The 13,091-nt window shown below is 53.7% G+C and carries 15 protein-coding genes; 4 read left to right on the top strand and 11 right to left on the bottom strand.

What is annotated here, in order from left to right; translation table 11 throughout:
- Positions 1-40: 40 nt before the first annotated feature.
- The 5 genes from RBB82_RS11395 to RBB82_RS11375 form a co-directional block, all read right to left on the bottom strand.
- Positions 41-163: a hypothetical protein gene (locus RBB82_RS11395; protein WP_433975250.1), complete on the bottom strand. Its 123-nt coding sequence runs from the start codon at positions 161-163 to the stop codon at positions 41-43.
- A gap of 53 nt (positions 164-216) precedes the next feature.
- Positions 217-882, bottom strand: coding sequence for an SDR family oxidoreductase (locus RBB82_RS11390; RefSeq protein WP_433975249.1), 666 nt, complete (start codon positions 880-882; stop codon positions 217-219).
- A 163-nt stretch (positions 883-1,045) separates the two neighbouring features.
- Entirely contained in the window at positions 1,046-1,939 is an 894-nt protein-coding gene (locus RBB82_RS11385; RefSeq protein ID WP_433975248.1) for an NAD(P)-dependent oxidoreductase, read from the bottom strand.
- Positions 1,940-2,012: 73 nt separating this feature from the next.
- Entirely contained in the window at positions 2,013-3,395 is a 1,383-nt protein-coding gene (locus tag RBB82_RS11380; RefSeq protein ID WP_433975247.1) for an NAD-dependent succinate-semialdehyde dehydrogenase, read from the bottom strand.
- A gap of 220 nt (positions 3,396-3,615) precedes the next feature.
- Positions 3,616-3,822 (bottom strand): hypothetical protein, encoded by a 207-nt coding sequence (locus tag RBB82_RS11375; RefSeq protein WP_433975246.1) that lies wholly within the window; start codon positions 3,820-3,822, stop codon positions 3,616-3,618.
- A 996-nt stretch (positions 3,823-4,818) separates the two neighbouring features.
- Here RBB82_RS11375 and RBB82_RS11370 point away from each other — a divergent pair.
- A complete protein-coding gene (locus tag RBB82_RS11370) occupies positions 4,819-5,580 on the top strand; it encodes a response regulator transcription factor (RefSeq protein WP_433975245.1) in 762 nt (253 codons plus the stop codon).
- Positions 5,581-5,698: 118 nt separating this feature from the next.
- Positions 5,699-5,878: a sigma factor-like helix-turn-helix DNA-binding protein gene (locus tag RBB82_RS11365; protein ID WP_433975244.1), complete on the top strand. Its 180-nt coding sequence runs from the start codon at positions 5,699-5,701 to the stop codon at positions 5,876-5,878.
- 90 nt (positions 5,879-5,968) lie between these two features.
- Here the strand turns inward: RBB82_RS11365 and RBB82_RS11360 are convergent, their stop codons facing one another.
- The 3 genes from RBB82_RS11360 to RBB82_RS11350 form a co-directional block, all read right to left on the bottom strand.
- Positions 5,969-6,244, bottom strand: coding sequence for a ubiquitin carboxyl-terminal hydrolase 14 (locus tag RBB82_RS11360; RefSeq protein ID WP_433975243.1), 276 nt, complete (start codon positions 6,242-6,244; stop codon positions 5,969-5,971).
- Positions 6,245-6,372: 128 nt separating this feature from the next.
- On the bottom strand, positions 6,373-6,894 hold the full coding sequence (locus tag RBB82_RS11355; RefSeq protein WP_433975242.1) for a Dps family protein: 522 nt from the start codon (positions 6,892-6,894) through the stop codon (positions 6,373-6,375).
- Positions 6,895-7,084: 190 nt separating this feature from the next.
- Complete coding sequence (locus RBB82_RS11350) at positions 7,085-8,101, bottom strand: aldo/keto reductase (RefSeq protein ID WP_433975241.1); 1,017 nt, start codon at positions 8,099-8,101, stop codon at positions 7,085-7,087.
- On the opposite strand from RBB82_RS11350, the gene RBB82_RS11345 reads away from it, so the two are divergent.
- Entirely contained in the window at positions 8,102-8,326 is a 225-nt protein-coding gene (locus RBB82_RS11345; protein ID WP_433975240.1) for a hypothetical protein, read from the top strand.
- A 51-nt stretch (positions 8,327-8,377) separates the two neighbouring features.
- Here RBB82_RS11345 and RBB82_RS11340 read toward each other — a convergent pair whose 3' ends face one another.
- Positions 8,378-9,112: a hypothetical protein gene (locus tag RBB82_RS11340; protein ID WP_433975239.1), complete on the bottom strand. Its 735-nt coding sequence runs from the start codon at positions 9,110-9,112 to the stop codon at positions 8,378-8,380.
- Positions 9,113-9,178: 66 nt separating this feature from the next.
- Complete coding sequence (locus RBB82_RS11335; protein ID WP_433975238.1) at positions 9,179-9,967, bottom strand: alpha/beta hydrolase; 789 nt, start codon at positions 9,965-9,967, stop codon at positions 9,179-9,181.
- 590 nt (positions 9,968-10,557) lie between these two features.
- On the opposite strand from RBB82_RS11335, the gene RBB82_RS11330 reads away from it, so the two are divergent.
- Positions 10,558-12,204: an FAD-dependent oxidoreductase gene (locus RBB82_RS11330; protein WP_433975237.1), complete on the top strand. Its 1,647-nt coding sequence runs from the start codon at positions 10,558-10,560 to the stop codon at positions 12,202-12,204.
- Between the two features lie 17 nt (positions 12,205-12,221).
- Here RBB82_RS11330 and RBB82_RS11325 read toward each other — a convergent pair whose 3' ends face one another.
- Positions 12,222-12,602 (bottom strand): hypothetical protein, encoded by a 381-nt coding sequence (locus RBB82_RS11325; RefSeq protein WP_433975236.1) that lies wholly within the window; start codon positions 12,600-12,602, stop codon positions 12,222-12,224.
- Positions 12,603-13,091 lie beyond the last annotated feature (489 nt).

Raw genomic sequence — 13,091 nt, 5'->3', positions numbered from 1 at the left:
TTGTTTGCTTTCGTGCTACGCCCGGTCTAGCACCCCGTAACTAGACGGGGGTCTCAGGCTTCATCTCGAAGGACTTCTGAAGGGCCGGTGGCCGCGTTCCAAGACCGTCTCGAATCTTCTTGCCCCAGGGAGCTTCGATAAGGCTCTTTGTCTCTTCGAGCATGGACTTCGGCTCCAGATTGCGAAAAGTATCCACCTCGCCCGCGGCGACCGCCGTCAGCGTGCGTAGACCGGTTCTGGATCAAACTGCGCACGCGGAAACGCCAACTTTGAGTAGTCAAACAGCCTTGTAGAAGAATCATCTTCCCAGCTCCTCCAGGTCTCAAAACCACGGTCGTTGAAACCCGTAAGGAAAGGACCTGGGTTGACGGTTGCGACCTCGATACCGAACTCCTGGAGTTCCAGAGCCATCGTTTGTGCGACGGCTTCAACAGCGTGCTTAGAGGCTGAATAGATCCCGGTAAAGGGATTGACGTTCAAACCCTCTCTCGATGACACCCAAACCACTCGACCCTTTTTGCGTTTTACCATCTGCTTCACAATTCCTTGCGTCAGCAACAAAGGCCCAATCACATTGACTTCAAACTCATTGCGCATGTTAGATCCGGGAATGTCTAAAACACTTCCGCCCTCTAAGACACCGGCGTTGTTCACTAAAATTTCGATGTCCCAATCCAGCGCTTTCTTCCGGTCACCGGCATTCGTAACGTCGAGTTTCTCGACCTGCAGTTTTACTCCCCGGGTCTTCGCAGCTCGCTCTACGGCTTCCTTCTGCGCCCAAATCTCCACAGAGGCGATGACATCGAAGCCTTTTTCCGCTAAACGGATCGCAGCTTCATGTCCAAAGCCAGTGCCCGCTCCTGTAATCAATACCTTTTTCATAACATTCTCCTGTTCTTGATTTAGTAGGTCCCTGTATCGCAGTGGATCGGGGCTCTCATTGGCAGACACAGTTCCGCTGACGCGGCTCTCAGCGGAGAACCGGGGAGCGAGAAGTTAGTGTGTTGAAAATCTTGCGTTGATGTCGACGAACGTCGTTTCTTAGCTATGGAATAGAACCAGCAGAAAACTCAGGTTTCTTATCGAATAACTTCACAACAGCAGTCATGTTCATATCTCCAAGCTGTTCGTCCAGGGCTCTTTGGAACACATCCCGAACGGCACTCACTGTTGGCACGGACAAATCTCCTCCCGCCGTCTTCACCGTGTAATTGAGGTCCTTCAAGAGAAGCTTCACCGGAAAGCGCGACTCAAAATTGCCACTCAGCATGGACTCCGTATCGCTGGTGAGGTGCGGGTTCCACAACGACGTAGCGGCCACCGCATTCAGAACTTCCTTCGGATCGACGCCCTGCTTACGGAGCATCCCAATCATCTCCGCCAAGGTGGCTAACTGAGATCCCATCAGAGTGTTTGTTACCAATTTTGCCAGCGCTCCGGCGCCCGCCGGTCCCGCGTGTTGAACGGCAGACCCCATGCTCTTGAGCAGCGGCACCGCCAGCTTCAGCGTGTCCGCGTCACCTCCGACCATGAAAACTAATTGGGCATCTTGTGCCTGCGGAGTACTGCCAGATACCGGAGCTTCCAGCATTTTGATTCCAGTTTTGCCGATAGCATCGCCAAGCTCACGAGCCCACGCAGGGGTTATTGTCGAGCACTCAATCGCGATAGCTCCCGGCTTCATGCCTGCCAGTGCACCGGTGTTTGGATCCAACCATACCTTCCGCGAAATGTCATCGTCACGAACCATGGTGAGGACGAAATCGTTGCCTTCCGCCGCTTCTCGCGCGGAAGCCGCGGTCTTCGCGCCAGAGTCAGCCAAGCGTTTTACCGCTTCCGGAGCCAGGTCGGAAACAGTGATCTCGTGACCCGCCTTGAGCAGGTTCGCTGCCATGCGCGAACCCATCGCGCCCAGTCCTATGAATGCTGCCTTGCTCATAGTTACACTCCCTGCAGCGACCCCCTCAGCGACAGCCGCTTGTAGCTCCGTAACGTTGGACTTCCAATCGGGCTTACAAACTCTCGATCCAGACAGTCTGCGGATTGACAAAAGCATGGGCTCCGAAGTGAGAAAGCTCTCGGCCGTATCCACTGTTCTTGACGCCGCCAACGGGAACCCGAGGATTGGTCGCGGTGAAGCCATTGATGAAGACTCCACCGGTATCAAGATCACGAGCGATTTTCCGGGCCGCAGCAATGTCACTGGTCCATATATTTCCGCTCAGACCGAATTCGCTGGCGTTCGCCGCGTCAACTGCCGCCTCAATGTTGGGAACGCGGACGATGGCGGCGACGGGACCAAATGTTTCCTCGTCGAACGCCGGCATTCCAGGAGCCACTCCGCTGAGTACTGTGGGCGTATAAAACGCTCCCTTGCCTTCCGGAAGCTTGCCCCCGCAAAGCACCTGCGCGCCTTTTGCAACACTCTCCTCCACCTGCTTGTGAAGAGAGTTCCGAAGATCGACGCGTGCCATCGGACCCATTTGGGTTGACGGGTCTGTTGGATCTCCGACCTTGATCTTTTTTGCAGCCTCTACAAATAACTTCTCAAACTTGTCTGCGATCTCTTCTACCAAGATGAATCGCTTCGCAGCCAGGCACACCTGACCTGCGTTACTGAACCGGCTCGTGATGCCCGCCACGACGGCTTTCGGAATATCGGCATCCTTACAGACGATGAAGGCGTCAGAGCCACCTAATTCCATGATGGTTGACTTGATCACCTTCCCGGCTTCTGAGGCGACTGCAGAACCTGCTCGCACGCTCCCAGTGACGGAAGCTCCCCGGACACGCGAGTCATTGATGACGTTGACGATATCTTCAGTTTTCAAAATCAGATTCTGAAATACCCCTTCTGGGAAGCCTGCCTCGAGCATTGCGTGTTCGAACTCGAGCGAACTCCTTTGCGTATTGGGTGAGTGCTTGACCAGGACGACGTTGCCCGCCAAGATCGTCGGAACTGCCATGCGCGTCAACTGCCATATCGGAAGATTCCACGGCATGATCGCAAGTATCGGTCCGAGTGGCAGATACGAAACGTATGCTTCCGCTTTACCTGTTGCAGCGGGTGCATCCGCAAACATCCGTGGCCCATGCTCGGCATACCAGTCTGCTTCCAAAGCGCACTTCTCAATTTCCGCTTTGGCATCAACGGGGATTTTCCCCATCTCGGTTGTGATCACTGTTGCAATCCGATCTTTCTTCTTCCTCAAGGACGCTGCGAGGTTTGAGAAGAGTTGCGCGCGTTGATACACGGATCCTTTTCTAAAGGATTGATAACTCTTCTCAGCGCGCGCCACAACGTCTTCTGTTTCCTTCGGTGTGAAGTAGGAAAAACTCTCGATGGGCTCTTCAGTTGCCGGGTTTATCGTGGCAAACGTAGATGCTGAAGTCATGTGTTCTCCTTTTTTGCGATGCTCTTGTTCGGTTACTGATTCAGTGCGCTACGGCGCGATACCTACAGTACAAGGTTGTCGTCGGATCGTTGCCCAAGAGCTAGTGATAGAAGCGTTCCGAATCGTTGATCCGCAAATCGTTCGGACGGGTAACGATGATGCATGATCGCTGCGTCTCAATCTACGGGAGTCAGACATAGCCAATCCTTCTCGGGATAACTTACGAACCGGACGCTTTCAGTTGCTCTCGTTCGTGCCAAACCTCGGTGTTCAGATCCTCAATTTCGGATTGGATATTCCTGAGGAGGACCGCGTCTTGATAACCATCATGGTGCTCTGTGGCAACAGTCTGTTCTTCCTGTGCGAGCTGCGCGAGTCCAGCCATATTGCCCTTCAGATTGCTTGGTGTCGTATTTGTATCGCTCACGGTTTTTTCTACCTCTGGGTTCTTTTTACCTTTGCAATAATGAACTTACTATTCCATGTTTGTTGAATGCAGACATTAGGGACTCGGCTAGTCCAAGCTCATCACAGGGCGAGTTGTTGACGGTGCTACGAGTATCAGGGGACAAATATACAAGCCTCTCGCAAATGCGGTAGGTTGCCGGCATGCGGCACAGTAAACAATCAAGCAGACGGCAGTCTGTTTGGTCGCGCAAACTTTCGCTACGAACCGGAGATCTATTCGATACCTGTAGATACACCATATATAAAGCGTCAGCGTCGAACTGCGGTATAAGCTCCGTCCCTTGCGGAACTCCAGATAGAGACCAGCAACAGTAGTGCGCGATCGAGTTTACCTCGACCCCTAGAAAGATGGTTGTCTACTCTGCATCGAGGAATGACAGCATAAACGCCATCGGTGGAGGGATTGCGAGCCCAAAAACGAGGATGAAAAAACTATCCAAAAGTAGTATCGCGATGACTCTATAGTGCTCGGTTCTGACTCTTGATAGAGCCGCAGGTGACACTGCGGTATGCATCACTCTCTTCTTAGTGACGCCGATTTCAATGTTCTGAGACGGAATTACGATCTGCTCTCGGACTCGGCCAGCTCCAAAACACGCCGACGAGTGCAACAGAGGCGTTCACTAAAGTGGAATTGCGGCCCTCTACGAAAGAGGAAAGAAATTAACCCTCATGGGAAGGTTTGCATTCGAGGACTGTCCGGCTATGTTCAGTACAGTTCGCAAAGAGTTCCGGTTTAGGGCGACGCCAGCTTTGGGTGGTTGCTGAATGGCTTGACGCTCTGTAGGTATCCCCATCGCGTCATTCGCTTACTAACTGAAATGGCCACAAGCAATTGTGTTTGGAAGTTCGTGTAGGCGGTGCCGCGCTTCGAAGAGATGTTTGAGAGCAATGCCCGCGCAGAAGGCTCTTTTTAGAAACGAGACGTGACTAAATTACGACAGGTGGTGCTTCGATGCAATCCACAGGAACAGTTGTATATGTTGTCAGCAGCGATCTAACAAAAGAGCAGAACCTCACGGAGCTTATCCGCTCACACGGTGTGGATGTTGTCTCCTACGATTCTGCGGCCGCGTATACCAGGGCGAAGAGGGCCGATCAAATGGCATGTCTTATTGTCGATCTGAACCTTTCCGACATTAGCGGCCTGGAGTTCCAGAGGAGCTTAGCGCACACCGGCGCTCCTCCCGTCATTTTTGTAACGGCACATGGCGATTTAGCATCGTGCGTTCGTGCGGTCAAGGATGGAGCGATTGATGTGTTGCTCGAGCCAGTCGATCCCGCGGAATTATTCGCCTCTGTTGAACTTGCTTTCGCACGGGATCAGAGATCCCGCCGCGAACGTCTGGAGCGCGTGTCTTTACTTACCCGCTGGCGAACCCTCACCCCCCGAGAGACGGAAGTATTTCACCACACAGTGGCAGGGTTGCTTAACAAGCAGGCTGCGGCAGAACTCGGCGTCGCGGAGAACACGTATCAGGTTCATCGCGGCCGGGTGATGAGGAAGATGCATGCAAATTCTCTGGCCGATCTTGTGCGGATGTCCATGAAGCTCAAATCGATCCGTAAGGAAGGTCGTGAAGTAAAAACTCAAGCTCCGGTGGCACATATCTCGCCGACGGCGCAAGTTCATAAGAAACCGATGCTCAGGCGCACAGCGTTTCACGGGGACTTGAACACCAGGTTTGGTGCTTTCGCTCCGTCCGGAGGGTTCTGAGCGATATCGAAATCTGGGGAGGTAGCGATCGAAGGATGGAACTAACTTCCTATGACGGGCAGGAACTTTATGATCAAAGCGATTTCAGAATAGGTACTCGTGGCGCAATGCAAAGCTGGTGATCGTGCTCTGCCTGCTAACCTGCAACAATGCGAGCAGACGCTATCTTGAGGAACTTTCTCACGAGCAGGTAGCATCCTCTTTGGGAATATCGCTAGCAGCGGGGAAGTCTCGTTCGCTGCGCGCTCGCCAAAGATTGGAGTCATCCCTCGGACATGTATTTAGACGGCTGGCCTGATGGGATGAGGCTACCCTAGGCGATGCCGACAGCAGTTCCGATTTCATACCACGTTGGGTGCTAATGTGAGTTGCCGAACCCGACGTCTGCTCATCTTGGTTCTTCGATAGCGAGTAAGAGTTCATCCACATAGCACCAGGCCCAGGTCTCCCCCGGTTCGATCGAGCGCGCTATGGGGTGCTTCGTCGAATGGAAGTGTTTGGTCGCGTGCTTGTTCTTGGAGCTGTTGCAGCAGCCAACGTGGCCGCAGTGGAGACACATGCGCAGATGAACCCAAGTGTCGCCAGTCTTTAAGCACTCCTCACAGCCCTGAGCGTTAGGCCTGACATCTCGAATCGTATCAAGGTGCGTGCATTGCTGAGTCATCTTATGCTCCATCATGCCCAGTGCGAGCAGATCTCAAGCGGGGGCCCAATAACGGGCCACCCAAACCGAAGACAAGTGTTCACCACCTTTTTTGATGAGGGGAGGGAGACTAGTAGACGTTTGGCAGATCAACTTCTAGCTATCTCGTACAGAAACCACGATCGCCTTTGGGTTTCATCGATCCAGTTCTCAAGTACGCTTGTCGTAGCGACATCGCCGGCATCGTCGCAGAGATTATGCAGACTTCTCATAGAGAGGACGAGCGATTTGTTGTCTTCCCAGAGTTCGCTGAGCATATCTTGTGGGGTAACATAGTCAGCATCGTTATCAGCGATCCGTTTGGTGCGCGCGATGTGGCCGATGGACCGTAGGGTAGTCCCTCCGATTTTGCGAGCGCGCTCCGCAATATCGTCGGTCATTGTGAAGAGTTGGTCGCCATGATCATCGAGTAGAAGGTGATAGTCACGGAAGTGCGGACCGCTCATATGCCAATGGAAGTTCTTTGTCTTGACGTAAAGCGCGAATACATCTGCTAGCAGCGCAGTGAGGGCAGCAGCAATCTCTTTGACCGATTCTGCAGCGATATCTGTGTGTTGCGAGTGAGCCGCCAACTGACGCTCCTCCAACTCCTGTTGTGTCCGTTTTGCCATGGGTAATCCTCCTATCTTGGGTGAAAGATTATGGTGAAAGACCACTTATATAGTCGCAAACTATGCTGATTTACCGCCCGCAAGCTGTTCCTCCAACCGGTTGAGCCCGTGGGAGGATGCCTTAAAGGCGCTCTCGATTTCGCCGAACTGACCCAGTTCACCGACGAAAAAAACGCATTCGACGGTCTCCTCATTTGTGGTCAGTCGGGAGGGGAGCAAGCGGTGAGACGAGTTTTTGCTTCCGTAACTCCTCCCAGAATTCGCCAGGGATCGCTGTGTTCATCGCTGCGTGATCCTCGGAGATCCGTTCTGGTTTGCTCGCGCCTGGAATGACGGCGGCGCTTGCTGGGTGCGCTAGTGAGAAATGAAGAGCCGCAGCTTTGATTGGAATTTCGAACTTCTTGCAAAGGCTTTCGATCTTGTCGACCTTCGCGAGAATCTCCCGAGAGGCGGGAGCATACTCGAAGTGCTTACCTCCTGCGAGAACGCCGGAGGAGTACGGGCCGCCTACAACGATGTCCACTTTCTTCGCCTCGCAGGCGGGCATCAGTCGCTGCAAAGCAAGCTCGTGGTCGAGGAGCGTATAGCGACCGGCGAGCAGAAAAGCATCAGGGTGGATCTCAGTCATGTCGATGGCAAGCTCGCAGGATTCCACACGGTTCACGCCGAGACCCCAGGCCTTAATCACCTTCTGATCTCGCAGCTTTGTCAAAGCTACCATCGCGCCGCGATGAGCCACTTCAAACACGCGAACCCAGTCATCTCCGTAGAAATCACGCGCTACATCGTGAATCCAAACGATGTCGAGGTGGTCAACTCCGAGACGCTTGAGACTGTCCTCGATGGATCGTACAGTACCTTGTTCTGTGTAGTCATACACGACTTTGTTGCGATGACCATGTTTGAAAAGATCGCCCTTCTCGCCGAAGCTCTGCGCGTCCTGCTCGAGTTCGTCGAGTATGAGACGACCCACTTTGCTGCTCAGGACATAATCAGAGCGTTTATGTTTGCCCAGCTCCTTACCGAGGCGGATCTCAGAGAGGCCAGCGCCGTAAAAGGGCGCTGTATCGAAGAAGCGCGTTCCAGCTGTCCATGCGGCGCGCACTGTAGCCGCCGCCTCGGCATCAGGGATATTGCGAAACATATTGCCTAACGGCGCTGCGCCAAACCCGAGCGGACCGTTCTTCAGATACTCTCTTATCCCCATGTGCATTCCCCGTTCTATTGGCTGAATTATGAACCCGGCGCACTGACCGCAGGGTCGTTCTACAAGGAGACGTCCTACCTAGCCACGCTTGCTCAGTCCGGCAAGTCGCTGGTTGATATCCAGGAGAGCAATAATGGCAAGGTGAGCATCTTCGGTGGTGACATTCTCTCGCCTTCAGCGCACGTGAATGCCGAAAGCCATCAGAACGCAACAGGAATTCGATGAGCTAGCTCCTCTCGTCTCTAAGGGAAATCGAAAAGAAAAAGAGCAAAGAATTTACGGATGCATCCCATTATCGAACAGTCTCACTATCCTTTCTGCGGTACTGCGACCGCTCTCCGGATTTGTCCCCGACACAAGGCGACCCGACGTAACGGAATAGTCATCGAAAGCACTCATCGCAGTGCTGTAATAGCCGCCAGCTGTGGTAACCGCCTCGACAACCGGAACGACCTTATCGTGCCTCATCTTGTCGAGGATGTTGAAGACGAGCTCACCCTCGATCATGAATCCTGTCACCGTCTTGCCTTCAGCGATCGACTTGCCGGTCTTGGAGTCGATGATTCCCGGCAAGATTGCTGGGCCATGGCACACAGTACCGACGATGCCTCCGCGATTCCAGACGTCCGCAGCGATTGCTTGCAAGCTCTTTGCGGTCGGATAGTCATAAAGCGCTGCGTGGCCTGCTGACGCAAAGAAAACACCGTACTCTCCCAGCTTTATATCCTTGGCCTTATTCAGCTTTGCTAGTTTAGCCATGAAGGGATGGTCGGGGTTGTTATAGACGGCCTTGTCGCTTCCGGAGAGGAAGGGAGGCTGCAGGGAGTTGTAGTCGAATCCGAAAGTGCCGGTTTCGGATGCAAGATCCACTTCGAAGCCGGCGGATACGAGGACCTCGAACGGATGAAGCGCCTCCACGAAAAAGAGGCCGGTTTTATGACCGTCTGGATAGATGGCTCCGGTGAAGCTGGAGATTGCGATGATTGCTTTGCGAGGAAGACTCTTCGACATAGTTACTCCTTAAGTGAGTAGGTAATGTGGTGAATGCATTGCAACAGGTTCATTCCACCCGTTGCTCTAAGGTTTAGTTGCTTTAAGAGAACTTTTGGCGGCCTCGGTGATGACGTCCGCGACCTTTTCCGGCTCTTGCAACATTGCTACATGACAGGTGGGAAGCTTGACGGCGACGCCACCGGAGCGTTTCGCATCGTCCTCCTCCATGGCGGGGCTCAAAGTGCGGTCATTCATCGAAATCACGTGCCACGAAGGCTTTGATTTCCAGGCTGCGTGGGTCAGCTTCTCATCGAACATCGGTCCGTAAGTCTGTCCTTGAACCGCAAGCACGAGGCGCCGCTCTGCCATAGGTAGTCCATTCGCAAAGTCATTGATGACGCCATCTTCAGACAGCGAGGCGAAATGCTGCGCATCGACTTTGATTTCTTTGAGCACTGGGGTTGGACCGAATGGCTCGCTGGTTTGGTTTGCGGATTTACCAACGTCGGGCATCCATGCTGCGACGTAAACAAGCCCAACGACCTTGGGGTCATCGCCGACCTCGGTGATGACAGCACCACCCCAGGAGTGACCGACAAGGATCACCGGAGCATCTTGCAATGCAATCAGGCGGCGCGTGGCATTTGCGTCATCCGCCAATGAAGTGAGTGGATTCTGCACGGCGATAACATGAAAGCCTCGTGCCTCGAGGATCGGGATCACCTTCCCCCAACTCGTCCCGTCGGCGAAGGCGCCGTGTACCAAAAGAATGTTCTTGACGGGTGGTGGCGCGGTCTGCGCATGGCTCACCCCCCCGAAGGCGGTGGCTACTCCGATACTTCCTGCAAGCACTGTTTGTGCGAATTTCGTCATATTATTTTCCTATCTTGGGTTGTTTGTAGAACGCGACGGCGATGGTTTTGGTGAAGTGATAATGCAGGTCTCTCGGCTGACGTAACGACCCGATGGTGCGTGCTGCACTTTCTCCATAGGAATACAACTCCTCACGATGTTCGTGTCCGATCCAGCGTCAGTGGATCGGGTCGTGCTGATGCTCAGCAAAAGCGCTCGGGGCCGATGCTTCCGAGAGTGATTCGCCAGCGCACCTGCGAAACCAACACTGAATCACTTTGATATTTCCAGATGAGAATGCCAATTCCATGTTCATGGAACATGAGGTGAGTTAATGGAAAAAGTCGCTGTTTACAGATCGATGTTAAATTTCATTGCTGATAGGCCAGCGCTGGGTCAACGAATGTCGATGCAAGGTTGAGAGCAAGGACAATATACGAGGATCATGGAAGACGAACCGCTATTCACGTGCGCAGAATAGCCTTCGCAGAGAGTTGGTATGGTGCGTTCTCGGGCCGGTTCAGTGAATTCCCAAACCGTTCAATGAAGCTGGAATGGCGAGTGTGAGACGAACGCTCTATGCTCTCAGAACCTAAGGTATTTCTGGAGGCATGATGGCTACGTTTGAAGGTATCGAGCGCTTACATCCGTTCACAGTTCCTCCCGGAGCCTACGCGAAGTTGTCCCCGGACCAGCTGGCGAATGCCGCACGATACGGGATTCAGCGGAGCTACACCTCCGATACGCGGCTGTACCGCCAGGGCGAGCGTGCTGCCGATCTTTATATCGTGCTGGAAGGGATAGTCCAAACATTTTGGCCGGAGCCGATCAACGGAGAAGAGCAATTCATCACCCTCGAACCTGGTGAGTTCAGTGGAGAGCTCAATCTCTTGAATCAAAGGGAGACGCTGATCGCAGCGCGCGCATTGAAAGGGAGCAGTGTCCTCCGAATTCCGAGAGAGCGCCTACGAGAGTTCCTCATCGCACAGCCCGATATCGGCGAACTAGTCGTCAGGACAATTGTGCAACGCCGGCAATGGTTCGTTCAGATTGGAGTTGGCGGTCTGACATTGATCGCTGATGGAGAAAGCAGTCATTCAGAGAAGCTCGCACGTTTTCTAGCGGCCAATTCCTATCCATTTCGCGTGATCGATACGCAGCGCTCCTCCGATGGGCAAGCGATCATTCAGGAGAGAGGTTTGCGGGACTCTGATCTCCCTGCGGTGATCTCGGGGAAGTGGATTTTGAAGCGTCCCGAACTGCGTGCTCTGGCAGACAAGCTTGGCATATCGGAGGACGTGCGTGAAGGAATTACATGGGACGTTCTCGTTGTTGGAGCGGGGCCGGCAGGCCTCGCGACCGCTGTATACGCGGCCTCGGAGGGTCTTCGCACGCTTGTATTGGATAACTATGCAGCCGGTGGCCAAGCCGGGACCAGTTCGAGAATCGAGAACTACCTGGGGTTCTCCAATGGCATTTCCGGCGCTGAGCTCGCAAAACAGGCGCAAGTGCAAGCTGAAAAATTTGGAGCAACGGTAGCTATTTGTAGAACCGCAGCAAGCATCGATTGTTCCGAAGAGCCCTTTCTAGTAAGCCTGGATGACGACAGCACGGTTGCAGCAAGATCTGTCGTGATCGCCACTGGCGCGCGGTATCGAAAGCTGAATGTTAAAAGCCTGGAGCGCTTCGAAGGAACTGGCGTTCACTACTCGGCAACTCCGATCGATGCTCACTCTTGCCTTGGTCTTCCGGTGGTGATGGTAGGTGGAGGTAACTCAGCAGGACAAGCCGCAATGTTCTTGTCCACGCGCGCAAGCCATGTGCACATGTTGATTCGCGGTCCGCACCTCTCCAGCACAATGTCAGACTATCTAGTGCAGCGGATCCATGCCTCGAAGTCGATCACGTTACATCCCTGTTCCGAGGTGGTGAGTCTGGAAGGATCCAGTCGTCTGAGCCATGTAACGTGGCAGTCAGTGGCTAACGAAGAAATTACTCGTTTTGAAACAGAGCATCTCTTTGTAATGATCGGGGCAGACCCATGTACCGCATGGTTGAGAGACTGCGTAGACCTCGATCCGAATGGGTTTGTGCGAACATCTTTCGGATCTGAAGAACGAGGGCTCTTCGAGACGTCTGTGCGCGGAATCTTTGCAGTTGGCGACGTCCGATCTGGATCGGTCAAGCGCGTTGCTTCTGCCGTTGGAGAGGGGTCCGTTGTGGTAGCAGCCATTCATCGGCACCTCGGAACCCTTTAAGTTTCGGCCCGACGCCTCTAATGAGGTTTCTTCCCAGACGGCACTTCAATCAATCTTCTACCGAAGATCTTGGCATCCACCGAGTATGCGCCGGGGCCCAGCACTGCAACGGACCCAGACGTCAGGGCGGACATCCAGAGCGAAAACACATCCGGTGCCCATGACATCGCCACGATCGTGAGCTCCGCCACGCAACATACGGCTGCGCAGTAGGGCGTCAAAAAGCCAAGAAACAGACTCAATCCCACCACTGACGCGAGAATATCAAGTGGGATCGCGCAGTCCGTGGTCGAATGTGTCCGCGCCTCAGCGAAGACCCTTACTGCGACGATGGAGCGCAAAACGATAAGGGCGACACCGGCGCTTCCTGCTGGAAAGATGGAGAAAAGTCTCTGCACGGCAATCTAAAGTATCAGTTGCGATTCGCAGGGGCCAGTCTAATTGGGTCATTGTACGACTATACTTTCGGCTAATATGAGGATTGATCCGACACCCTATACTCGGTTTCTCCGCATATGGCAGTCAAGAGCTACGAGTTCTCATACAGAAGCGGTCCGAGCTCGATGTGACGCGGGCGGTTTCTCTAGGTGCCCAGATGGCTCCGAAGATGCGTGAAGAATCTTCATTGAGGACGACGTGACGACGCAACCGCACGAGGCTAACTACTCAATAAGTTTTTGGCAATTACTGTGTCTCTTAGTAGTAGGGACTCTTTTTTGGGCAACCCACGCTTGTGCTCTCGATCCGAATCGGCTCATCTCCCAATATGGCCATACGGCTTGGAGGACACAGGACGGCTTCATATTGCCGGCTGACGAATTAGCGCAGACCGCAGATGGCTACATCTGGACGGTAGGTAGAGGAAGTTTCCTTCGCTTCGATGGCAT

This window comes from Tunturiibacter lichenicola, from assembly GCF_051013355.1.
GTDB classification, from domain to species: Bacteria; Acidobacteriota; Terriglobia; order Terriglobales; family Acidobacteriaceae; genus Edaphobacter; species Edaphobacter lichenicola_F.
The sequence above is the reverse complement of the archived record's forward strand: the minus strand, read 5'-3'. Positions and strand labels throughout refer to the sequence as shown.